Consider the following 22,526-nt stretch of genomic DNA (forward strand, 5'->3'; position numbering starts at 1 on the left):
CTGTATAAAAATTGCGCAGTAAAGGGTGTTCATTTATGATGCACCTGCTATCACGGACTGATGTACAGAAAGAAAGAGATGCTGGCGTGTCCAGCACGAAGTTTGTTAATGATGTAGCCGTGATAAAGAGGTCGTTAATGCCAGGCAGCACCTTGTTCAAAGCGTTTGTTTTGTTTGTCGCCCTTTGGGCTCCCGTCACTCAGGCAGACTCCGGTTGGCAACCCATCCAGGAAACTATCCGTAAAAGCGAAAAAGATACCCGTCAGTATCAGGCTGTCCGCCTTGATAACGGGATGACCGTGCTGCTGGTTTCCGATCCGCAGGCGGTGAAATCCCTCTCGGCGCTCGTGGTACCCGTTGGGTCGCTGGAAGATCCCGAAGCGCACCCGGGTCTTGCGCACTATCTGGAACATATGACGTTGATGGGGTCCAAAAAATACCCCCAGCCGGATAGCCTCTCCGAATTTCTGAAAATGCATGGCGGCAGCCACAACGCCAGTACGGCACCGTATCGGACGGCGTTTTATCTGGAAGTCGAAAATGATGCGCTGGAAGGGGCGGTGGATCGTCTCGCTGATGCCATTGCCGCACCGCTGCTGGATAAAAAATACGCTGACCGTGAACGTAATGCCGTCAATGCTGAATTGACCCTGGCCCGCACGCGAGACGGTATGCGCATGGCGCAGGTGAGCGCCGAAACCATCAACCCGGCGCACCCTGGATCCCGTTTTTCCGGGGGGAACCTCGAGACGCTGAGTGACAAACCAAACAGCCCGGTGCTTGATGCGCTGCATGCGTTTCGCGACAAATATTACTCCGCAAACCTGATGAAAGCGGTTATCTACAGCAACAAACCGTTGCCAGAACTAGCTGCCATGGCGGCGCAGACCTTTGGACGGGTACCAAATAAAAACATCGACCTGCCGCAGATAAACGTACCGGTTGTCACCGACGCGCAGAAAGGGATCGTGATCCACTACGTGCCCGCACTGCCGCGCAAGGTGTTACGCGTTGAGTTCCGCATTGATAACAATACCGCACAGTTCCGCAGTAAAACGGATGAACTGGTCACCTATCTTATTGGTAACCGCAGCCCGGGAACGCTTTCTGACTGGCTGCAAAAGCAGGGGCTGGTGGAAGGGATCCGTGCCGACTCCGATCCTGTGGTTAACGGCAACAGCGGTGTGCTGGCGATTTCCGCCACCCTGACCGACAAAGGGCTGGCGCACCGTGATGAGGTGGTCGCGGCTATCTTCAGCTATCTCTCGTTGCTGCGCGATAAAGGCGTCGATAAACGCTACTTTGACGAACTGGCACACGTGCTGGATCTCGATTTCCGCTATCCGTCCATTACCCGCGACATGGACTATGTTGAGTGGCTGGCGGATACCATGATCCGCGTGCCGGTTGAACATACCCTGGACGCGGTCAACATTGCCGACCAGTACGACGCTGAGGCGATAAAAGCGCGCCTGGCAATGATGACCCCACAGAATGCCCGTATCTGGTACATCAGCCCGAACGAGCCGCATAACAAAACGGCCTATTTCGTGAATGCCCCTTACCAGGTGGATAAAATCAGTGAGCAAACGTTCGCAAACTGGCAGAAAAAGGCCAGCGAGATCGCGTTGAAGCTGCCGGAACTGAATCCCTACATCCCGGATGATTTCTCCCTGATTAAAACCGCGAAAGCGTACCCACACCCGCAGCTTATTGTTGATGAGCCGACGTTGCGCGTGGTGTATACCCCAAGCCACTACTTCGCCAGCGAGCCAAAAGCCGATGTCAGCGTTGTTCTTCGCAACCCGAAAGCGATGGATAGCGCCAAAAATCAGGTGATGTTTGCGCTCAATGACTATCTGGCCGGTATCGCGCTTGACCAGCTCAGCAACCAGGCCGCGGTGGGTGGAATCAGCTTCTCTACCAACGCCAATAACGGACTGATGGTCAATGCAAACGGCTATACCCAGCGTCTGCCTCAGCTGTTCCAGGCGTTGCTGGAGGGCTATTTCAGCTACACGCCAACGGAAGAGCAGTTTGAGCAGGCGAAGTCCTGGTATGCGCAGATGATGGATTCCGCTGAGAAAGGCAAGGCGTACGATCAGGCGATTATGCCGGCGCAGATGCTGTCGCAAATCCCTTATTTCCAGCGTGAAGATCGCCGGGCGCTGCTGCCATCCATCACATTAAAAGAGGTGTTGGCCTACCGCGACGCGCTGAAAACTAACACACGTCCGGAGTTTCTTATCGTCGGCAACATGAGCGAGGACCAGGCCAAAACGCTGGCGGAGAACGTACGTCAGCAGCTCGGTTCAAAAGGCGACGAGTGGTGCCGTAACCAGGACGTGCTGGTTGAGAAAAAACAGAATGTGATTTTTGAAAAAGCAGGTAACAGCACGGATTCCGCGCTGGCCGCCGTGTTTGTTCCTACGGGCTATGATGAATTTGCCAGCTCTGCGCAGAGTGCCGTTCTGGGACAAATTATACAGCCGTGGTTCTACAATCAGCTGCGCACAGAAGAGCAGCTTGGCTACGCGGTCTTTGCCTTCTCCATGAACGTTGGCCGCCAGTGGGGGCTGGGTTTCCTGCTGCAGAGCAGCGATAAACAGCCCGCTTATCTCTGGCAGCGTTACCAGGCTTTCTTCCCGCAAGCGGAAGCTAAACTGCGAGCCATGAAGCCGGATGAGTTTGCCCAAATCCAGCAGGCCGTCATCGCGCAGGTGATGCAGCCGCCTCAGACGCTGGGTGAAGAAGCATCCCAACTGAGCAAAGATTTCGATCGCGGTAATCTGAAATTTGATTCGCGTGATAAAGTAGTGGCCGAGATAAAACAGCTGACGCCTCAGAAGGTTGCCGACTTCTTCCATCAGGCGGTGGTTAAACCGCAGGGAATAGCCATTCTGTCTCAGGTTTCTGGTAGCCAGAACGGAAAAACGGACTACGTTAACCCGAAAGGCTGGAAAATCTGGAAGAGCGTCAGCGCCCTGCAGCAATCTATGCCCTGGAGTAAGAAAGAATGACCGACACCGCTGAGTCCCTTGATCCCTTACGTTTACCTCTGCAGGGTGAACGATTGATTGAAGCCTCAGCGGGAACGGGAAAAACCTTCACCATTGCCGCGCTTTATCTGCGTCTGTTGCTGGGGCTTGGCGGCCAGGCCGCTTTTCCGCGTCCGTTAAGCGTGGAGGAGCTGCTGGTGGTGACCTTCACCGAGGCCGCCACCGCTGAGCTGCGCGGCCGTATCCGTGCCAATATTCATGAACTGCGTATCGCCTGTCTGCGCGAAAGCACGGATAACCCTCTCTACGCGAGCCTGCTGGCAGAGATTGCCGATAAACAGCAGGCCGCACAGTGGCTGCTTCTGGCTGAACGGCAAATGGACGAGGCCTCTGTCTTCACCATCCACGGTTTTTGCCAGCGCATGCTGAGCCTGAATGCGTTTGAATCCGGCATGCTGTTTGAACTGCAGCTTATTGAAGATGAGTCTGAGCTTCGCTACCAGGCCTGTGCTGATTTCTGGCGTCGCCACTGCTACCCGTTACAGCGGGAGATCGCCGAAGCGGTACATGCGTTGTGGAAAGGCCCTGAGGAGCTTCTGCGCGCCATTGAGCGCTATCTGCAGGGGGAGGCCCCGGTCATTAAATCTCCACCGCCTGCGGATGAAACGCTGGCCTCGCGCCATGAAAAAATCGTCGCGAAGATTGCAGCCGTTAAGCAAAAATGGATTGAGTCTGTCGGCGAGATCGACGCCATTATCGAAAACTCCGGGATCGACAGGCGCAAGTTTAACCGTGGTAATCAGGGGAAATGGATCGACAAGATCACTGCCTGGGCGCAGGAAGAGACGCGCGGTTACCAGCTCCCGGATGCGCTGGAAAAATTTTCCCGGCGTTTTCTGATTGAGCGAACCAAAGCCGATGGCATTGTTCCGGAGCACCCGCTGTTTGTTGAGATCGAAACCCTGCTGGCAGAGCCATTAACCCTTAACGACCTGATGATCACCCGCGCCATGGCGGAGATCCGTGAAGCGGTGTCGCGTGAGAAACGCCGCCGGGGTGAGCTGGGCTTTGACGATATGCTAAGTCGCCTGGACGCGGCGTTGTGCAGTGAAAATGGCGAGGCGCTTGCCGCCGCCATCCGCACGCGCTTTCCGGTGGCGATGATTGACGAATTTCAGGATACCGATCCCCAGCAGTACCGCATTTTCCGCCGCATCTGGCGACAGCAGCCTAACACGGCACTGTTGCTCATTGGCGATCCCAAACAGGCCATTTATGCCTTCCGTGGCGCGGATATTTTCACTTACATGAAAGCCCGCAGCGAGGTTGAAGCGCACTACACCCTGGACACCAACTGGCGCTCCTCGCCGGGGATGGTGGAGAGCGTCAATGCGCTCTTCAGCCGCATGGATTCGGCGTTTATGTTCAGGGAGATTCCCTTCCAGCCGGTAAAGTTCGCCGCCAGAAATGCTTCGTTGCGCTTTGAATTCAACGGCGTGAACCAGCCCGCCATGAATTTCTGGCTGCTGGACGGCGAGGGGTGCGGTGTTACGGACTATCAACATGCCATGGCTCAGCACTGCGCCGCGCAGATCCGGGACTGGCTCAGCGCAGGTACGCGCGGTGAGGCGTTGCTGTGGAAGGGGGACACATCAGCCCCGGTAAAAGCATCCGATATTACGGTGCTGGTGCGCAGCCGTCAGGAGGCGGCGCTTATCCGTGATGCCCTGACGTCACTGAACATCCCGTCCGTGTATCTCTCTAACCGCGATAGCGTCTTTGAAACGCTGGAAGCGCAGGAGATGCTGTGGCTGCTGCAGGCCGTGATGGCGCCGGAGCGGGAAAGCACCCTTCGCAGCGCGCTGGCAAGCAGCATGCTGGGACTGAACGCGCGCGATATTGATGCGCTAAATTGCGACGAAGCCGCCTGGGATGCGGTGGTCGAAGAGTTTGTGCAGTACCGCGAGCGCTGGCAAAAACGCGGCGTGATGGCGATGCTGCGTGAACTGATGAGGCAGCGTCACATTGCCGAGAATATGCTCGCCACAGTGGGCGGCGAGCGCCGTCTGACCGATATTTTGCATATCAGCGAACTGTTGCAGGAGGCGGGCACGCAGCTGGAGAGCGAGCATGCCCTGGTGCGCTGGCTGGCGCAGCAAATTGCCGATCCGAACAGTAACTCGTCGAGCCAGCAGATGCGTCTTGAGAGTGATAAGCACCTGGTGCAAATCGTCACCATTCACAAGTCGAAAGGCCTGGAGTATCCGCTGGTCTGGCTGCCTTTTATCGCCAATTATCGGGTGCAGGATCAGGCTTTTTATCACGATCGCGAGTCGTTCGAAGCGGTGCTCGATCTCAGCAAAGCAGAGTCCAGCGTAGAACTGGCCGAGGCCGAGCGCCTGGCGGAAGATTTACGCTTGCTCTATGTGGCCCTGACCCGCTCGGTCTGGCACTGCAGTCTGGGTATCGCTCCGCTATTCCGCCGCCGTGGCGAAAAGGCAGGCGAGACCGATTTTCATCTGAGCGCGCTGGGAAGGCTGATTCAGCTTGGTGAGCCAAAAGATGCTGCCGGGCTGCGTCAGTGTATTGAAACACTGTGCGGGGAACATATTGCCCTGCATATCCCGTCGCAACCCGATAACAGTCGCTGGCAGCTGCCAGAACAGCAGACAACCGACCTGCAGGCCCGGCAGATTACGCGAACCGTTGCAGACGACTGGCGCGTGACCAGCTATTCCGGTTTACAGCAGCACGGGCAGAGCATTGCGCAGGATCTGATGCCTAAGCTTGACGTGGATGCCGCAGGTACCGGCAGTGTGCCGGATGAACCGGTGCTGACCCCTCATCAATTTCCGCGCGGCGCGTCACCGGGCACGTTTTTACACAGCCTGTTTGAAGAGCTGGATTTCACGCAACCTGTCTCTGAGGAGTGGGTGCTGAAAATGTTGCAAAGCGGCGGCTACGACGCGCAATGGCAGCCGGTGCTCAGCGAATGGATCACCGCTATCCTTCACGCCCCGCTCACGGCACAGGGTATTTCGCTCAGCCAGCTGACCGCCAGAGATAAGCAGGTGGAGATGGAGTTTTATCTCCCCATCGCCAGCCCGCTAAGAGCCGAGGCACTGGATGCGCTGATCCGCGAGCACGACCCGCTATCCGCCGGTTGCCCGCCACTTAACTTCCGTCAGGTTCAGGGGATGCTGAAGGGCTTTATCGATCTGGTGTTCCGCCATGAAGGGCGTTACTACCTGTTGGATTACAAATCGAACTGGTTGGGTGAAAACAGCGAAGCCTATACCCAACAGGCGATGGCCTCTGCCATGCAGTTGCATCGTTACGATCTGCAGTACCAGCTGTATACCCTTGCGCTGCATCGCTATCTGCGTCATCGCATTGCAAATTACCGCTACGAAGACCATTTTGGCGGGGTGATTTACCTCTTCCTGCGCGGGGTGGATGCCGACGATCCGCAGTCTGGTATTTTTAGTACGCGCCCGGACGCGCCACTGATTGAGAAAATGGACAGTTTATTTGCCGCAGGCACGGAGGAGTTGGCATGACGATGCAGGAATTACTGCTGGAAGCCGTAGAACAGCGTTTACTGCGCCATCTTGATGTGCAGTTCGCCATCATGGTGGCTGGCGAGCAGCCGGCCGTAATGCTGGCTGCCGCTATCCTGAGCAACGACGCGGGGGAAGGGCATGTCTGCCTGCCGCTTTCGCGCCTGACCATTGATGAGAAAATGCCTTCGGCTCTTCAGTCCTGTTTTGCCCTGCTGGGCGAGTCGGTAGACTGGCAGAGCGTTTTGCTAAGCTCTCCTGCTGTCAGCAGAGCCGATACCCAGACGCCCATGATCCTCATCGGCGACCGGTTGTACCTTAACCGGCTGTGGCGTAATGAACTGACGGTAGCGCGCTTTTTCAGCGAGACAAATGCGCCGCTTCCCTGTGAAGAAGCGCGGCTCCGGCAAACGCTGGATGCCCTGTTTACCTCAGATGAGGCGACAGACTGGCAGAAAGTGGCGGCGGCCGTCGCCTTAACGCGGCGGATCTCGGTGATCTCGGGCGGACCGGGCACGGGTAAAACCACCACCGTGGCAAAACTGCTTGCCGCGCTGATTCAGCTGTCGGGTGAGCAAAAATGCCGTATTCGCCTGGCGGCGCCCACCGGCAAAGCGGCGGCCAGGCTGACGGAGTCGTTAGGTGGCGCGCTGCAAAAACTGCCGCTCACGCAGGAACAGCTTGCGCTTTTCCCCAATGAAGCCAGCACCCTGCACCGGCTACTGGGCGCCCAGCCGGGCAGCCAGCGCCTGCGTTACCACGCCGGAAACCCGCTGCATCTTGACGTGCTGGTGGTGGATGAAGCGTCGATGATCGACCTGACGATGATGTCGCGGCTGATTGACGCCTTACCTCCCCACGCGCGCGTAATTTTCCTGGGCGATCGTGACCAGCTTGCCTCGGTGGAAGCCGGGGCCGTACTGGGCGATATCTGCACCTATGCGAGTCTTGGGTATACCGCGGAACGTGCTGAGGAGTTAGCCCGCCTCACCGGATGTTCGCTCGCAGCCGAAAGTCAGTCTCTCGCGGCGGCGCTGCGAGACAGCCTCTGTTTGCTGCAAAAAAGCTACCGGTTCGGGAGTGATTCCGGCATTGGCCAACTGGCGGCGGCCGTGAACAGAGGGGATCGGCATGCGACCAGTGCCGTTTTTGACGGCAGCTTCAGTGATATTGAGAAGAAATCGCTGCAAACCGGGGAAGAGTATCAGGCGATGCTGGATGATGCCCTGCTGGGCTATCAGCACTTCCTGACGAGCGTGCAGCAGCAACATACGCCTGCGCAGGTCATTGCCGCGTTTGGCGAATATCAGCTGCTGTGTGCGCTGAGAGAGGGGCCTTTTGGCGTCAGCGGCCTCAACGACAGGCTTGAGCAACTGCTTGCGCAAAAGCGCAAAATCACCCGCACGCCGCATTCACGCTGGTACGAAGGTCGGCCAGTGATGATCTCCCGTAACGATAGCGCGCTGGGGTTGTTTAACGGCGATATTGGCATTGCGCTTGACCGTGGACAGGGTCTACGCGTCTGGTTCCTGATGCCGGACGGAAGCGTGAAGTCTGTGCAGCCCAGTCGCTTGCCTGAACATGAAACAGCATGGGCGATGACGGTACACAAGTCCCAGGGCTCGGAGTTCAACCATGCGGCGTTGATCCTGCCCACCCAGCTTTCACCCGTGATTACCCGCGAGCTCATCTACACCGCCATCACCCGCGCGCGTCAGCGCTTGTCGCTCTATACCGACGAGCGTGTGCTGGTGCAGGCGATTGCCACCCGTACAGAACGGCGAAGCGGCCTGAGCGCGATATTTGAGTCCCTCTGAACGAGGTGAGAAAGAGAGGCCGGGTCGGCGCAACGCCACCCGGCGAAGGATCTGTTATCCCAGGTCGGCAATCAGCACCTTTGAGCGGCGTTGATAGTTGTACATCTCTTTTTTACTTTCAGGCAGCAAATCAATATCCACAGGCGTAAATCCGCGCTCCTGGAACCAGTGAATACTGCGCGTGGTCAAAACGAACAGCTTGCTCAGGCCCATCTGGCGCGCCTGAGCCGCCACGCGCTCAAGCAGCATCTCGCCGCGTGAAGAGCTGCGGTAGTCTGGATGGACGGCAACGCAGGCCATTTCGCCGATCTTCTCCTCCGGGAACGGATAGAGCGCGGCGCAGGCGATGGTCAGATTATCGCGCTGGATAATCGTAAATTTATCGATCTCCATTTCCAGCTGTTCGCGGGAACGGCGTACCAGGATCCCTTGCTGCTCCAGTGGGCGAATTAACTCCAGAATACCGCCGATATCGTTAATGGTGGCGCGGCGGATCTGCTCCGCACTCTCCATTACAATCTGGGTGCCGATACCGTCGCGGGAGAACAGCTCCTGCAGAAGAGCACCGTCTTCCTGATAGCTGATCAGGTGGCTGCGACGCACGCCGCTGCGGCAGGCTTTCACAGCACCGCGCAGGAACCGGACGGTACCAGAGTAGTAATCTCCCTCGGCTTCCAGCGCTTCCACGCGGGCCTGGGCCTCATTCGGGAAGAGCTCTGGCACGATCACCCCTTCTTCGTTCACGACGCCCTGAGAGGAGCAAAACCCAATCATTTTCTCCGCCTTCAGTTTGATCGCCAGCTGGGTGGCAATCTCTTCTGAAGTGAGGTTAAAGCTCTCGCCGGTTACGGAAACGGCCACCGGCCCCATCAGCACAATGGCACCGCTGTCCAGTTGACGATGAATGGCTTCCTCATCAATACGACGAATGCGTCCGCTGTGGCAATAGTCTACCCCGTCGTCCACGCCAAGAGGCTGAGCGATGATGAAGTTACCGCTGACGACGTTGATATGCGCCCCCTGAAGCGGCGTGTTGTTCAGGCTCATGGACAGACGCGCGGTGATATCAAGCTGCAGCAGACCCGCTGCCTGTTTCACCAGCTCAAGGGTTTTGGCATCCGTAACGCGGGTATGCTTGTGATAAATCGGCTCGTGATGGTGTGCGGCCAGGTTCGCATCGATCTGCGGACGCGCACCATACACCACCACCAGGCGGATGCCGAGGCTGTGCAGCAGGCCAATGTCATTGACGATGCTGGAAAAGTTTTCATGCTCAATGGCTTCGCCGCCGAGCATGATGACAAACGTTTTTCCCCGATGGGCGTTGATATAGGGAACAGAATGGCGGAATCCCTGGACCAGTTCGGTTCTACGTTCCTTCACCATGGCACAACCCTTAATGAATGTTTATTCGTAATTTCTGTATTTTTATTCGATTGTGGCCGCATGTGCAAGCCTAAATTTTCTGCGACCCACAGAAAATAATAAGTAATCCGTGCGTTAACGTATGATTGTTTACCCTTTTATAGATGACAGTTTATGCGTCATTCGTTAAAGTTTTCGGTCAATTTTGATGTTTTGTCTGTCAATCAGATTTCTTGCTCGGGAGAAGCATGTCGGGATCCAATTCAGCAATAAGCCGCCGCCGTTTGTTAAAAGGGGCAGGGGCGATGTGGCTGCTCAGCGTCAGCCAGGTGGGTCTTGCCGCCACAAGTCAGGTGGTGGCGGTGCGCGTCTGGCCGTCGTCAACCTATACGCGTGTGACGGTGGAATCCAATCGGGTGCTGAAATATAAGCAATTTGCCCTGAGCAACCCTGAGCGTGTGGTGGTGGATCTCGAAGGCGTTAACCTGAACTCCGTTCTGAAGGGGATGGCGGCGCAGATCCGCGGTGACGATCCGTTTATCAAATCGGCGCGCGTTGGGCAGTTTGATCCGCAAACCGTGCGCATGGTATTTGAACTCAAGCAGAACGTGAAACCGCAGCTGTTCGCCCTTGCGCCTGTGGCATCGTTCAAAGAGCGTCTGGTGATGGATCTCTATCCGGCGAATGCAACGGACATTCAGGATCCGCTCCTGGCGTTACTGGAAGACTACAACCAGGGCAATCTGGAGAAACAGGTTCCGCCTGCGCAAAGTGGTCCGCAGCCCGGAAAAGCAGGGCGCGATCGCCCGATTGTGATCATGCTCGATCCTGGCCACGGCGGAGAAGACTCGGGTGCGGTAGGCAAATACCGGACGCGGGAAAAAGATGTGGTGTTGCAGATTGCCCGCCGTCTGAAGGCGTTAATCGATAGAGAGGGCAACATGCGCGCCTACATGACGCGTAATGAAGACGTCTTTATTCCGTTGAAAGTCCGCGTGGCAAAAGCCCAGAAGCAGCGGGCGGATCTCTTCGTCTCTATCCATGCTGATGCTTTTACCAGCCGTCAGCCGAGTGGATCGTCAGTATTTGCGCTCTCCACCAAAGGGGCGACCAGTACCGCAGCCCGTTACCTCGCGGACACGCAGAACGCCTCGGATCTCATCGGTGGTGTGAGCAAAAGCGGCGACCGCTACGTCGATCACACCATGTTCGACATGGTGCAATCGCTGACCATTACCGACAGCCTGAAGTTTGGTAAAGCGGTACTGGGCAAGCTGGGGCGGGTCAATAAGCTGCATAAAAACAGCGTCGAGCAGGCCGGGTTTGCGGTGCTGAAGGCACCGGATATTCCGTCTATCCTGGTTGAAACGGCGTTTATCAGTAACGTGGAAGAGGAGCGTAAGCTCAAGACGGCCAAATTCCAGCAGGAAGTGGCTGAGTCGATTCTGGCAGGGATCCGGGCGTATTTCTCTGACGGGGCGACGCTGGCACGACGTGGATAGTGCTGAACGCCGGGTTAACCCCCGGCAAATTCACAAACGACAGATACAAAAAAACACCCTTAAGGGTGTTTATTGTTTTTAGAAGTATTGGTTGCGGGGGCCGGATTTGAACCGACGACCTTCGGGTTATGAGCCCGACGAGCTACCAGGCTGCTCCACCCCGCGGCACCGTACTGCTTTTACTTCATCAAATTTGATTGGTTGCGGGGGCCGGATTTGAACCGACGACCTTCGGGTTATGAGCCCGACGAGCTACCAGGCTGCTCCACCCCGCGTCACCGTACTGCTTATACTTCATCAAATTTTAATTGGTTGCGGGGGCCGGATTTGAACCGACGACCTTCGGGTTATGAGCCCGACGAGCTACCAGGCTGCTCCACCCCGCGTCCGTGGAAGCGCACTATACTCGGTTAGGTTTGTGATGCAACCCCTTTTTCACATAATTCATTAATTTTGTATGTAAATTGAACGACATTGAAACCTTTGGACTATTTTTTGCTCAGAATTTGCCAAAGGGCATGTGATTCCGTTTCATTAGAACAGTGGGTTTGTTATCTTCATCACGCGGAAATGGGCAACTTAAAGACGAGATATAATGAAAGGACGTTGGGCAAAGTATCTGATCACGGGCGCAATGGTAGCCATTCTTGCGGCCTGTTCTTCTAAACCGACCGATCGCGGTCAACAGTATAAAGACGGGAAGTTATCCCAGCCTTTCTCTTTAGTTAACCAGCCGGATGCTGTCGGCGCACCGATCAACGCTGGTGATTTCTCCGAGCAGGTTTACCAGATCCGCAATGCGTCGCCGCGCCTGTATGGTGCCCAGAGTAGCGTCTATAACGCGGTGCAGGACTGGCTGCGCGCGGGCGGCGATACGCGCAATATGCGTCAGTTTGGTATCGACGCCTGGCAGATGGAAGGGGCGGACAACTACGGCAACGTGCAGTTTACCGGCTATTACACCCCGGTTATCCAGGCGCGACATACGCGTCAGGGCGAATTCCAGTATCCTATTTATCGTATGCCGCCAAAACGTGGTCGCCTGCCGTCCCGCGCAGAGATCTACGCCGGTGCGCTTAGCGAAAACTACGTCCTGGCTTACAGCAACTCCCTGATGGATAACTTCATCATGGACGTTCAGGGCAGCGGCTACATCGATTTTGGTGACGGTTCTCCGCTGAACTTCTTTAGCTACGCCGGTAAAAACGGCCATGCCTATCGCAGCATTGGTAAAGTGCTGATCGACCGTGGCGAAGTGAAAAAAGAAGATATGTCGATGCAGGCGATCCGCGAGTGGGGCGAAAAACACAGTGAAGCTGAGGTGCGCGAGCTGCTGGAGCAGAACCCGTCGTTCGTCTTCTTCAAACCGCAAAACTTTGCGCCGGTGAAAGGGGCGAGCGCCGTGCCGCTGATTGGCCGTGCGTCGGTAGCATCGGATCGTTCCATCATTCCTGCGGGCACCACGCTGCTGGCAGAAGTGCCGCTGCTGGATAATAACGGTAAATTTAACGGCCAGTACGAGCTACGTCTGATGGTGGCACTGGACGTTGGTGGCGCGATTAAAGGCCAGCACTTCGATATTTATCAGGGAATTGGTCCGGATGCCGGTCACCGGGCGGGCTGGTATAACCACTATGGCCGCGTATGGGTGCTGAAGACAGCGCCTGGCGCCGGAAACGTATTCAGCGGCTGATTGTGGTATTCTGAGCGGAATACGGATTACTGTTCAGGGTGAGGAAAAACCTCACCCTTTTTACATCTGAGGTTTTATGTCTGTGGTAATCAGCGACGCCTGGCGCCAGCGTTTTGGCGGTACGGCACGTCTCTATGGTGAAAAAGCCCTGCAGCTGTTTGCGGATGCGCATGTCTGCGTCGTGGGCATTGGTGGTGTGGGCTCGTGGGCTGCAGAAGCGCTGGCGAGAACCGGTATTGGCGCAATCACGCTGATTGATATGGATGACGTGTGCGTCACCAACACCAACCGTCAAATCCATGCCCTGCGTGACAACGTCGGCCTGGCAAAATCTGAGGTCATGGCAGAGCGTATCCGCCTGATCAACCCGGAATGTCGGGTCACGGTGATTGATGATTTTGTGACGGCGGATAATGTCGCAGACTATATGAGTAAGGGCTACAGCTACGTGATTGACGCGATCGATAGCGTGCGTCCAAAAGCGGCGCTTATTGCGTACTGTCGTCGTTACAAGGTGCCACTGGTGACCACCGGTGGCGCAGGCGGACAAATCGATCCCACACAGATCCAGGTGGCCGATCTGGCCAAAACCATTCAGGATCCGCTGGCGGCCAAGCTGCGTGAACGTCTGAAAAGCGATTTTAACGTGGTGAAAAACAGCAAGGGCAAGCTGGGCGTCGACTGTGTTTTCTCGACCGAAGCGCTGGTGTATCCGCAGGCGGACGGCTCGGTGTGTGCAATGAAAAGCACGGCGGAAGGGCCAAAAAGGATGGATTGCGCCTCAGGATTTGGCGCGGCCACTATGGTGACCGCCTCTTTTGGCTTTGTGGCGGTGTCTCACGCACTGAAAAAGATGATGGCGAAGGCGGAACGTCAGGCCTGAGCCTGACGGGCGGCGTCCTGCACCGCTTCGCTAAGGGCGACCAGGCCCTGACCGCGTGAGGCGCTCAGCTGCGCGCGCAGCCCTAACTCATCGAACAGAGCCAGCGGCGAGTGCGCCAGTAGCGTCGCCGCGCTTTTCCCTTCGATGGCGGTTAATAGCACCGCCAGCAGACCGCGAACGATACGTCCTTCGCTGTCGCCAAAGAAATGCAGTTTCTCACCGGATACGCTGAACCCAAGCCAGACGCGGTTTTCACAGCCCGCGATCTCTTTTGCCTGCGCTTTGAGATCGTCAGAAAGGGCCGGAAGCTGCTTACCCAGCAGGATCAGTTGACGATATTTATCTTCCCATTGTGTGAGCGGCGCGAAGGTCTGTTTTAACGTTTCTTCTGTGATCACTGTGCCAAACGGATGTCCGGCTAAAGCTGAGCTAGTCATTAATCCACCAGGAGTTCAAGGGCGCGGTCAACCGCGGAAATCAGCGCGTCGACATCGCTTTGGGTATTGTAAGGTGCAAACGAGGCGCGCAGTGTACCACTCACGCCAAGCGCTGCCAGCAGCGGCTGGGCACAGTGCTGCCCGGCACGCAGCGCAATGCCATATCCTGCCAGCAGGGTCACCATGTCGCTATGGTGTACGCCCGCAAAATCAAAGGCTAACAGGCTTGAATCCTGCACGCGGAACGAACGGAAGCCAGGGCGTTTTTTAAGCTCCTCTTCAGCAAGCGTCGCCAGACCCCGGCTCCAGCTCTCCGCCTGGACAATGTCCGTTTCGGCGTGCCATTCGAGCGCGGCGCTCAGGCCAATGACGCCCGCCACGTTTGGCGTACCCGCTTCCAGCCTGTAAGGGACGTCCTGGGTTTTAAAGCCCTCGAAAGAGACTTCCGCGATCATCTTGCCGCCACCGAGCCACGGCGTCATTTTTGCCAGCAGCTCAGGCTTACCGTACAGCGCCCCGATACCGGTTGGTCCGTAGAGCTTATGCCCTGAGAAGGCATAAAAATCGATATCCAGTTTTTGCACATCGGCCGGGAAATGGACCACGCCCTGCGCGCCGTCAACCATCACTATGATGCCGTTGGCATGCGCGATGCGGATAGCCTGCGCCAAATCCGGGCAGCCACCGGTGACGTTCGACATCTGTCCAAGCGCCAGAATGCGGCTGCGCGGTGTAATCACCTCCGATAACTGTACTACGTCCGGCAGGTAATCTGTCCCCAGCGGGAGCTTCACCACCCGTGCCCCTGTTTGCTCTGCCACCATCAGCCATGGGACCAGGTTGGCGTGATGTTCCGCTTCACTGACGATGATCTCGTCTCCGGGCTGAAGCAGTGGGCGGGCATAACACTGGGCCACCATGTTTATGGCTTCGGTGGTACCCCGCGTCCAGACGATGTTTTTCCCGCTTTCGGCATTGATCAGACGAGCAACCTGATTGCGTGCGGCTTCGTAGCGCGCGGTTAAGCGCTGGGCCTCGGCAAACTGGCTACGATGTACATTGCCTGCGCTCAGGCTATAAAACTGCTGCGTTGCCTCAATAACCGCCTGCGGCTTTAAGGCTGTGGCAGCGCTATCGAGATAAATACCGGCATCGGCCAGCGCCGGAAACTGTGCGCGAAACTGCGCAGGGCTGAAAGCGTTCATGGAATTCCTCATTGCATTACTGAGATCGTCGCGCAATTTCAGCGGCAGGGCAAGGAGGTTGATATCTATCAGAATTGTCTGCTTATCCCAACGCCCCTGAAAAAGCAGGTTATGCTAAATAGTGTTAGGCGGATGTTTTAGCCTGTTATAAATCGAGGTTTGAATAGCATTAATTGCTAAAGGAGAAGAATCATGAATAAGACAGCTGCAATCATTTCTGCCTGTGCGTTTACTTTTGCCCTGAGCGCCTGTTCTGGTAACAACTACGTCATGCACACTAACGATGGTCGTTCCATTGTTTCGGAAGGGAAACCGACAACCGATAACGATACCGGGATGATTTCATACAAAGATGCTAACGGGAACAAGCAGCAGATCAACCGCACGGACGTGAAAGAGATGAAAGAGATCGAGCATTAACAGATCGCTAAGCAAAAAAAAGCACCGCAAATTGGCGGTGCTACATTAATCACTATGGACAGACAGGGTAAATGTACAGGAAGTGAAAAATTGGTAGCGTTGCTACCGTGGTCTGAATCGCAGACCAATTGCAAACACAACAACACAACATCACAACCGTAAGCCAAAAGCTCTTCAGAACACGCATTCCAAAAAAAGCTTCTCGTTCCGGCTCAGGAAGTGCCGCCACTATAGGTATTTGCTGGTAGTTCCTCAACGGACAAATTATAATGGCTCAGATAAAAAAAACTAATAGGTTAAACGTTGTTTCCTGTTTGTTAAATCTCGTTAACATCTAAGCCAGATAACCATGTCCAAGCGATTGCCACCCCTAAATGCATTACGTGTTTTTGATGCAGCAGCACGTCATCTAAGCTTCACCCGCGCAGCAGATGAGCTTTTTGTGACACAGGCCGCAGTAAGTCACCAAATCAAGTCCCTGGAGGATTTTCTGGGCCTCAAGCTGTTTCGCCGACGCAACCGTTCGCTGTTGCTGACGGAAGAGGGGCAGAGCTATTTTCAGGATATTAAAGAGATTTTTTCCCAGCTCACGGAAGCCACGCGCAAGCTGCAGGCCAGGAGTGCAAAAGGCGCACTGACGGTCAGTTTATTGCCCAGTTTTGCCATTCAGTGGCTGGTGCCCAGACTCTCAAGCTTTAACTCAGCTTATCCGGGAATTGATGTCAGGATCCAGGCGGTGGATCGTCAGGAAGACAAACTGGCGGACGATGTGGACGTTGCCATTTTTTATGGGCGTGGTAACTGGCCGGGCTTGCGTGTCGAGAAATTATACGCAGAATATCTGCTGCCAGTCTGTTCACCGCTGCTTTTGACAGGCGATAAAGCGTTAAAAACGCCCGCCGATCTGGCACAACATACGCTGTTACACGATGCTTCTCGCCGCGACTGGCAAACTTATACCCGTCAATTAGGTCTTAATCATATAAACGTGCAGCAGGGCCCCATCTTTAGCCACAGTGCGATGGTGCTACAGGCTGCCATTCACGGACAGGGCATTGCGTTGGCGAACAACGTCATGGCGCAGTCCGAAATTGAGGCCGGCCGTCTGGTTTGCCCTTTTAATGATGTACTGGTCAGCAAGAATGCGTTTTATCTGGTTTGTCATGACAGTCAGGCAGAACTGGGTAAAATAGCCGCTTTCCGGCAGTGGATACTGGCGAAAGCGGCGAGCGAGCAAGAAAAATTCCGCTTCAGGTATGAACAATAACTTTTGTGTGCCGGGCACGCATTACTTTAGGACTGAAACATGACCAGCCGATTCATGCTGATTTTTGCCGCGGTGAGTGGCTTTATTTTTGTTGCACTGGGCGCGTTTGGCGCACATGTCTTAAGCAAGTCTTTGGGTGTGGTGGAGATGGGCTGGATCCAGACCGGCCTTGAATACCAGGCGTTCCATACGCTGGCTATTTTTGGGCTGGCGGTAGCGATGCAGCGCCGCATCAGCATCTGGTTTTACTGGAGCAGCGTTTTCCTGGCGCTGGGTACGGTGCTGTTCAGCGGCAGCCTTTACTGCCTTGCGCTCTCGCATTTGCGCCTGTGGGCGTTTGTTACACCTGTCGGCGGCGTCAGCTTCCTGGCAGGGTGGGTATTAATGTTTATCGGAGCTATCCGTCTGAAACGCAAGGGCGTTGTTCATGAATAAGGTTGTTTTATATTGTCGCCCGGGGTTTGAGAAAGAGTGCGCCGCGGAAATTACGGATAAAGCGGCGAAGCGAGAAGTCTTCGGTTTCGCGCGCGTTAAGGATAATGCGGGCTATGTGGTGTTCGAATGCTACCAGCCTGACGATGCGGATAAGCTGGCACGCGAGCTGCCGTTCAGTTCACTGATCTTTGCGCGCCAGATGTTTGTCGCGGGTGAGTTGCTGAAAGATCTCCCGCCAGAAGATCGCATCACCCCGATTGTGGGCATGCTGCAGGGCGTGGTCGAGAAGGGGGGCGATTTGCGCGTTGAAGTGGCCGACACCAACGAAAGCAAAGAGCTGATGAAGTTCTGCCGTAAGTTCACCGTACCGCTGCGCGCGGCGCTGCGTGATGCCGGCGTGCTGACAAACTACGAAACGCCAAAACGTCCGGTCGTGCATATCTTCTTTATTGCCCCGGGCTGCTGCTACGCCGGTTACTCTTATACCAACAACAACTCTCCGTTCTTTATGGGGATCCCACGCCTGAAGTTCCCGGCTGATGCGCCGAGCCGTTCAACCCTGAAGCTGGAAGAGGCGTTTCACGTCTTTATTCCGGCGGATGAGTGGGATGAGCGTCTGGCCAACGGCATGTACGCGGTCGATCTCGGTGCGTGTCCCGGTGGCTGGACCTATCAGCTGGTGAAACGCAACATGTGGGTGTCGTCTGTTGATAACGGCCCGATGGCGCAAAGCCTGATGGACACCGGGCAGGTCACCTGGCTGCGTGAAGACGGTTTCCGCTATCGTCCAACCCGCAATAACATCTCCTGGATGGTATGCGATATGGTGGAAAAACCAGCGAAAGTGGCGGCACTGATGGCCTCCTGGCTGGTGAACGGCTGGTGCCGTGAGACAATTTTTAACCTCAAGCTGCCAATGAAAAAGCGCTATGAGGAGGTCTCTCAGAACCTGGCCTATATTCAGCAGCAACTGGATGAACACGGCATTAACGTGGAGATCCAGGCGCGTCAGCTGTATCACGATCGCGAAGAGGTGACGGTGCATATTCGTCGCTGGTGGGCGGCCGTGGGCGGGCGTCGCGACGAGCGATAGGCCCCTCACCCTAACCCTCTCCTCAACGGGGAGAGTGGACGCTTAACGCTCTAATCTCAACTGCTGCAAATTCCCGTCCAGCTGTAAGTCCGTCTGTAACGTCGCCACATCCCGGCAGATAAAGGCCATTTCTTTATGGGCCTCCAGCTTCTTACGCCATTTTTCCGGAACTTCGTCGAGCCGGGCGTAGATCCCTTCCAGGTTCTGAAAATCCGTCAGCAACTGTGCGGCGCTTTTAGGCCCAATACCGGCAACGCCCGGCACCTTAGAGCTGCTGATCCCCGCCAGCCCCCAGTAGTCAGGAAGTTGCTCAGGCGAGACGCCAAATTCACTGGCAATAAACGGGGCGTCGAGCCAGCGTTTCTGGAAGTAATCACGAATGCGGATAGTGGGTGAGAGCAGCTGGCAGTAGCCTTTATCCGTCGACACAATGGTTGCCTGATGCCCGGCGCTGGCCACTTTGACCGCAAGCGTCGCCGCGAGATCGTCCGCTTCATTGCCCTGTGCGCCCCAGCAGGGCACGCCGCGCTTTTCGAATGCCGAGCGAATCATCGGCATTTCTGCATGCAAATCGTCCGGCATGGGGGCCCGTCCGGCTTTATAGTCCGGCAAACGCTGATGTCGCCAGCCGGAATTACGCGCCTCGTCATCAAATACGGCCACGACATGCGTCGGTTCGCTGTGGCGAATAAGTTGCTCCAGCGCGTGCAAACAGGTGTCCTTACAGGGCGTGCCTTGCACTGCATGGATCCGGCGAATCAGGTTGAGCGCGTCGACGATAAGCAAATGAACAGCCACAGATAATCTCCCTTCTGTCTCATGAAGGAAGGGTAACACTGTCAGCGGTATGAAACTATGTGCGGCGGGGAAAACAGGAAGAAGCCTCGCAAAACGAGGCTTCCTGAGAGGCTTAATCGCAGGTCACGATCTTCATTGCCAGACCACCGCGAGAGGTTTCACGGTATTTGGCGTTCATATCTTTACCGGTTTCGTACATGGTTTCGATAACCTTATCGAGGCAGACGCGTGGCTCGCTGGTGCGGCGCAGCGCCATACGTGCGGCGTTCACTGCCTTCACGGAGGCGATCGCGTTACGTTCGATACACGGCACCTGAACCTGTCCGGCAACCGGGTCACAGGTCAGCCCCAGGTTATGCTCCATGCCGATTTCGGCGGCGATGCAAACCTGCGCCGGGCTTGCGCCTAACAGCTCTGCCAGACCCGCAGCGGCCATGGAACAGGCCACGCCCACTTCACCCTGACAGCCCACTTCCGCGCCGGAAATGGAGGCGTTCATCTTATACAGAGAACCAATCGCACTGGCGACCAGCAGGTAGCGCGCCAGCGAGTTGGCGTTCACTTCACGGATAAACTTGTCGTAGTACGCCAGTACGGCCGGAACGATACCGCAGGCGCCGTTGGTTGGCGCCGTGACCACGCGGCCCCCTGCGGCGTTCTCTTCGTTCACCGCCAGGGCGAACATGTTGATCCAGTCTACGACGGCCATTGGGTCGGTGGTCGTTTTATCGGTGCTCACCAGCATACGGCGCAGCGCGGCCGCACGACGCGGTACGCGAAGCTTACCGGGCAGAACGCCTTCGGTGGTGATCCCGCGTTCAATCCCGCCGCGCATCACCTCCCAGACGTTAGCAAAGTGCTGTTCCAGCTCCGCTTTGCTGTGCAGGGCCAGCTCGTTTTTCATCATCAGACCGGAGAGGGAAAGCCCCGTCTCCTGACAGTGACGCTGGAGATCGGCCGCAGTTTTGTACGGATACGGCACGTCGACAGAAGAGGTGCTGGTTTGACCAAAGTGGTCTTCGTCGACGATAAACCCGCCGCCGATAGAGTAATAGGTCTGGCTGTAAACCGCGGTGTCGCCGGCCAGCGCGGTAATGCGCATGCCGTTTTCGTGCAGCGACAGGTTGTCCGCATGGAAATTCATGCAATGGTCAACCGGGAATTCCACTTCGTGTTCGCCGTTTGCCAGCAGCAGGCGACCGTGGGTGTTTACGTCCTGGATGAAGCCAGGGATCGCATCAATATCAACGGTATCCGGCAGGTTTCCCGCCAGGCCCATGATAATGGCGATATCGGTATGGTGGCCTTTCCCGGTCAGGGAAAGCGAGCCGTACACATCGACAACCACGCGGGTGATGTCGTGCAAGATGCCGCGTGCAATCAAGTCATCCGTGAACTGCTTACCGGCTTTCATTGGTCCGACAGTGTGAGAGCTGGAAGGACCAATACCGATTTTGAAGATATCGAATACGCTAATCATGATGCGTCAATTGCTTTCAGTCAGAGAGGAAGGAGTGCGCCGTCCGGGGACGGCGCGGGTGATAATCAGAACATGGTGTACAGGGAGTAGAAGATCGCAGAGATAGCGATAAGCCCCATGATAACCACAAAGATGTTGCTCACATGACCGCTGTACTTACGCATAGCAGGGACTTTCTGAATTGCGTACATCGGCATCAGGAACAAAATCATCGCGATAACCGGACCGCCCAGGGTTTCAATCATGCCCAGGATGCTTGGGTTCAGCGTAGCAACGGCCCAGGTGGTAAGCAGCATGAACAGTGCAGTGATTTTGTTCAGCTTGCTGATTTCAATGCTCTTGCCTTTACCGCGCAGAGATTTGATCACCATACCGTTAAAACCTTCACGTGCGCCCAGGTAGTGGCCGAGGAAGGATTTGGTGATGGCGATAATGGCGATGATCGGTGCCATCCACGCAATAATCGGTGCGTTAAAGTGGTTCGCCAGGTAAGACAGAATGGAGATGTTCTGCTCTTTCGCTGCTGCCAGGTCCGCCGGGGAGAGGCTCAGTACGCAGCTGAAGACGAAGAACATTACGGTCAGCACCATCATGATGTGTGCACGTGCCAGGATGCTGGAGCACTTCTTCTCTGCGCCTGCGCCGTACTCTTCACGCTTCGCCACGGCGAAGGAAGAGATGATCGGGGAGTGGTTAAAGGAGAAGACCATTACCGGAATCGCCAGCCACAGGGTCATCATCAGGCCGTTACCGGTTGCAGATGCGCTGCTCAGGGAGAGGGTTTCCAGCGCCGCACCGTTCCACTGTGGGATCAGGTAGCAGGCCAGCACCATCAGTGCGGCAACAAACGGGAACACCAGGACGCTCATCGCTTTAACGATCATCTGCTCGCCGAAGCGCACGATGGTCATCATACCGACGATCAGGATCAGGGACAGAATGGCACGCGGTGGCGGCGTCATCTGCAGCTGGTGCGTCATGAAGCTTTCAACGGTGTTGGTGATCGCCACGCTGTAAACCAGCAGAATCGGGTAAATGGCGAAGAAGTAGAGCAGGGTAATCAGTTTCCCTGCGCCAACGCCGAAATGCTCTTCAACCACTTCAGTGATGTCTTCGCCCGGGTTTTTACCGGACAGCACGAAGCGGGTCAGACCGCGGTGTGCGAAGAAGGTCATCGGGAACGCGATGATGGCCATAATGATCAGCGGGATCAGACCGCCGACGCCTGCGTTGATAGGAAGGAACAGTACACCAGCGCCGATTGCTGTGCCGTAAAGGCCAAGCATCCACATGGTATCCGTTTTGCGCCAACCACTTCGGGATTCAATCGAAGCAACGGTGCTGGTTTGAGTGGTTTCCATCTGTATCTCCTGGAGGAAGCAAATTGTCAGGTTTGTAGTCAAATCCGATGAAAAAATGCCTGACGGTAATATGAAATTCGTTCAGTGACGGTTTTTTAATAATTTTCACCCGTAACTATTGGCGGGCGGAAAGATACATTCTACTTATGAATGTATCAGTGATCGCGATCTCAAATGCAATAATCCACTCATGATGTGGGTATATTTAGAC

16 protein-coding genes and 3 tRNA genes are annotated in these 22,526 nt (G+C 55.8%); 10 read left to right on the forward strand and 9 right to left on the reverse strand.

All coding sequences use genetic code 11. The annotated features are described in order from the left end of the window. The first annotated feature begins 137 nt into the window (after positions 1–137). The 3 genes from ptrA to recD are packed head-to-tail and all read left to right on the forward strand — an operon-like array spanning position 138 to position 8,376. Complete coding sequence (gene ptrA, locus ACOTX3_RS13395) at positions 138–3,020, forward strand: pitrilysin (RefSeq protein WP_058679596.1); 2,883 nt, start codon at positions 138–140, stop codon at positions 3,018–3,020. Next, positions 3,017–6,559 carry an exodeoxyribonuclease V subunit beta gene (recB, locus tag ACOTX3_RS13400; protein WP_058679595.1) on the forward strand — a complete coding sequence of 1,181 codons (3,543 nt, stop codon included), beginning with the start codon at positions 3,017–3,019 and terminating at the stop codon, positions 6,557–6,559. The genes ptrA and recB overlap by 4 nt, the downstream gene beginning before the upstream one ends. After that, positions 6,556–8,376, forward strand: coding sequence for an exodeoxyribonuclease V subunit alpha (gene recD, locus ACOTX3_RS13405; protein ID WP_058679594.1), 1,821 nt, complete (start codon positions 6,556–6,558; stop codon positions 8,374–8,376). Before recB ends, recD begins: the two co-directional genes overlap by 4 nt. A 54-nt stretch (positions 8,377–8,430) precedes the next feature. Here recD and argA read toward each other — a convergent pair whose 3' ends face one another. Beyond that, positions 8,431–9,762 (reverse strand): amino-acid N-acetyltransferase, encoded by a 1,332-nt coding sequence (argA, locus tag ACOTX3_RS13410; protein WP_421631615.1) that lies wholly within the window; start codon positions 9,760–9,762, stop codon positions 8,431–8,433. A 227-nt stretch (positions 9,763–9,989) separates the two neighbouring features. On the opposite strand from argA, the gene amiC reads away from it, so the two are divergent. Next, on the forward strand, positions 9,990–11,243 hold the full coding sequence (gene amiC / locus ACOTX3_RS13415) for an N-acetylmuramoyl-L-alanine amidase AmiC (protein WP_013098541.1): 1,254 nt from the start codon (positions 9,990–9,992) through the stop codon (positions 11,241–11,243). Between the two features lie 88 nt (positions 11,244–11,331). On the opposite strand, the gene ACOTX3_RS13420 is transcribed toward amiC, so the two are convergent. The 3 genes from ACOTX3_RS13420 to ACOTX3_RS13430 all read right to left on the reverse strand — a co-directional run bounded on the left by ACOTX3_RS13420 (position 11,332) and on the right by ACOTX3_RS13430 (position 11,629). Then, a tRNA-Met gene (locus ACOTX3_RS13420) sits at positions 11,332–11,408 on the reverse strand. Between the two features lie 33 nt (positions 11,409–11,441). Beyond that, positions 11,442–11,518: transfer RNA gene (locus tag ACOTX3_RS13425), tRNA-Met, on the reverse strand. A 34-nt stretch (positions 11,519–11,552) separates the two neighbouring features. Further along, positions 11,553–11,629, reverse strand: a tRNA-Met gene (locus ACOTX3_RS13430). Between the two features lie 209 nt (positions 11,630–11,838). On the opposite strand from ACOTX3_RS13430, the gene mltA reads away from it, so the two are divergent. Together mltA and tcdA are read left to right on the forward strand one after the other, a co-directional pair. Next, entirely contained in the window at positions 11,839–12,936 is a 1,098-nt protein-coding gene (gene mltA, locus ACOTX3_RS13435) for a murein transglycosylase A (protein WP_013098540.1), read from the forward strand. Positions 12,937–13,012: 76 nt separating this feature from the next. Further along, positions 13,013–13,819, forward strand: coding sequence for a tRNA cyclic N6-threonylcarbamoyladenosine(37) synthase TcdA (tcdA, locus tag ACOTX3_RS13440; protein ID WP_014833111.1), 807 nt, complete (start codon positions 13,013–13,015; stop codon positions 13,817–13,819). Here the strand turns inward: tcdA and csdE are convergent. Together csdE and csdA are read right to left on the reverse strand one after the other, a co-directional pair. After that, complete coding sequence (csdE, locus tag ACOTX3_RS13445; RefSeq protein ID WP_023622033.1) at positions 13,810–14,256, reverse strand: cysteine desulfurase sulfur acceptor subunit CsdE; 447 nt, start codon at positions 14,254–14,256, stop codon at positions 13,810–13,812. The two genes, tcdA and csdE, sit on opposite strands and share 10 nt — an antisense overlap. After that, positions 14,256–15,461: a cysteine desulfurase CsdA gene (csdA, locus tag ACOTX3_RS13450; RefSeq protein WP_058679593.1), complete on the reverse strand. Its 1,206-nt coding sequence runs from the start codon at positions 15,459–15,461 to the stop codon at positions 14,256–14,258. The genes csdE and csdA overlap by 1 nt, the downstream gene beginning before the upstream one ends. A gap of 192 nt (positions 15,462–15,653) precedes the next feature. Between csdA and ACOTX3_RS13455 the strand changes: the two genes are divergently transcribed. The 4 genes from ACOTX3_RS13455 (at position 15,654) to rlmM (ending at position 18,676) form a co-directional block, all read left to right on the forward strand. Next, positions 15,654–15,881: a YgdI/YgdR family lipoprotein gene (locus tag ACOTX3_RS13455; protein ID WP_008499648.1), complete on the forward strand. Its 228-nt coding sequence runs from the start codon at positions 15,654–15,656 to the stop codon at positions 15,879–15,881. 349 nt (positions 15,882–16,230) lie between these two features. Then, the gene (gene gcvA, locus ACOTX3_RS13460) at positions 16,231–17,148 is read left to right on the forward strand and encodes a glycine cleavage system transcriptional regulator GcvA (RefSeq protein ID WP_023622031.1); all 918 of its coding nucleotides are present in this window, start codon (positions 16,231–16,233) and stop codon (positions 17,146–17,148) included. A gap of 39 nt (positions 17,149–17,187) precedes the next feature. Beyond that, positions 17,188–17,583 carry a DUF423 domain-containing protein gene (locus tag ACOTX3_RS13465; protein ID WP_003862756.1) on the forward strand — a complete coding sequence of 132 codons (396 nt, stop codon included), beginning with the start codon at positions 17,188–17,190 and terminating at the stop codon, positions 17,581–17,583. Next, on the forward strand, positions 17,576–18,676 hold the full coding sequence (gene rlmM, locus ACOTX3_RS13470) for a 23S rRNA (cytidine(2498)-2'-O)-methyltransferase RlmM (protein WP_013098534.1): 1,101 nt from the start codon (positions 17,576–17,578) through the stop codon (positions 18,674–18,676). Before ACOTX3_RS13465 ends, rlmM begins: the two co-directional genes overlap by 8 nt. A gap of 42 nt (positions 18,677–18,718) precedes the next feature. Here the strand turns inward: rlmM and xni are convergent, their stop codons facing one another. The 3 genes from xni to ACOTX3_RS13485 all read right to left on the reverse strand — a co-directional run bounded on the left by xni (position 18,719) and on the right by ACOTX3_RS13485 (position 22,315). Beyond that, entirely contained in the window at positions 18,719–19,474 is a 756-nt protein-coding gene (xni, locus tag ACOTX3_RS13475) for a flap endonuclease Xni (RefSeq protein WP_045902065.1), read from the reverse strand. A gap of 112 nt (positions 19,475–19,586) precedes the next feature. Then, positions 19,587–20,954, reverse strand: a complete 1,368-nt coding sequence (locus ACOTX3_RS13480) for an L-serine ammonia-lyase (RefSeq protein WP_020689323.1) — start codon at positions 20,952–20,954, stop codon at positions 19,587–19,589. A 65-nt stretch (positions 20,955–21,019) separates the two neighbouring features. Further along, positions 21,020–22,315: an HAAAP family serine/threonine permease gene (locus ACOTX3_RS13485; RefSeq protein WP_013098531.1), complete on the reverse strand. Its 1,296-nt coding sequence runs from the start codon at positions 22,313–22,315 to the stop codon at positions 21,020–21,022. Positions 22,316–22,526: the final 211 nt, after the last annotated feature.

Origin of the sequence: Enterobacter cloacae complex sp. IR5384 (assembly GCF_049237265.1) — a bacterium.
GTDB lineage: Bacteria > Pseudomonadota > Gammaproteobacteria > Enterobacterales > Enterobacteriaceae > Enterobacter > Enterobacter cloacae.

Excerpts from the sequence above, each read along its gene's own strand:
- ptrA (WP_058679596.1), top strand. The coding sequence starts at position 138 with ATGCCAGGCAGCACCTTGTTCAAAGCGTTTGTTTTGTTTGTCGCCCTT.
- recB (WP_058679595.1), top strand. The coding sequence starts at position 3,017 with ATGACCGACACCGCTGAGTCCCTTGATCCCTTACGTTTACCTCTGCAG.
- recD (WP_058679594.1), top strand. The coding sequence starts at position 6,556 with ATGACGATGCAGGAATTACTGCTGGAAGCCGTAGAACAGCGTTTACTG.
- argA (WP_421631615.1), bottom strand. The coding sequence starts at position 9,762 with ATGGTGAAGGAACGTAGAACCGAACTGGTCCAGGGATTCCGCCATTCT.
- amiC (WP_013098541.1), top strand. The coding sequence starts at position 9,990 with ATGTCGGGATCCAATTCAGCAATAAGCCGCCGCCGTTTGTTAAAAGGG.
- mltA (WP_013098540.1), top strand. The coding sequence starts at position 11,839 with ATGAAAGGACGTTGGGCAAAGTATCTGATCACGGGCGCAATGGTAGCC.
- tcdA (WP_014833111.1), top strand. The coding sequence starts at position 13,013 with ATGTCTGTGGTAATCAGCGACGCCTGGCGCCAGCGTTTTGGCGGTACG.
- csdE (WP_023622033.1), bottom strand. The coding sequence starts at position 14,256 with ATGACTAGCTCAGCTTTAGCCGGACATCCGTTTGGCACAGTGATCACA.
- csdA (WP_058679593.1), bottom strand. The coding sequence starts at position 15,461 with ATGAACGCTTTCAGCCCTGCGCAGTTTCGCGCACAGTTTCCGGCGCTG.
- ACOTX3_RS13455 (WP_008499648.1), top strand. The coding sequence starts at position 15,654 with ATGAATAAGACAGCTGCAATCATTTCTGCCTGTGCGTTTACTTTTGCC.
- gcvA (WP_023622031.1), top strand. The coding sequence starts at position 16,231 with ATGTCCAAGCGATTGCCACCCCTAAATGCATTACGTGTTTTTGATGCA.
- ACOTX3_RS13465 (WP_003862756.1), top strand. The coding sequence starts at position 17,188 with ATGACCAGCCGATTCATGCTGATTTTTGCCGCGGTGAGTGGCTTTATT.
- rlmM (WP_013098534.1), top strand. The coding sequence starts at position 17,576 with ATGAATAAGGTTGTTTTATATTGTCGCCCGGGGTTTGAGAAAGAGTGC.
- ACOTX3_RS13480 (WP_020689323.1), bottom strand. The coding sequence starts at position 20,954 with ATGATTAGCGTATTCGATATCTTCAAAATCGGTATTGGTCCTTCCAGC.
- ACOTX3_RS13485 (WP_013098531.1), bottom strand. The coding sequence starts at position 22,315 with ATGGAAACCACTCAAACCAGCACCGTTGCTTCGATTGAATCCCGAAGT.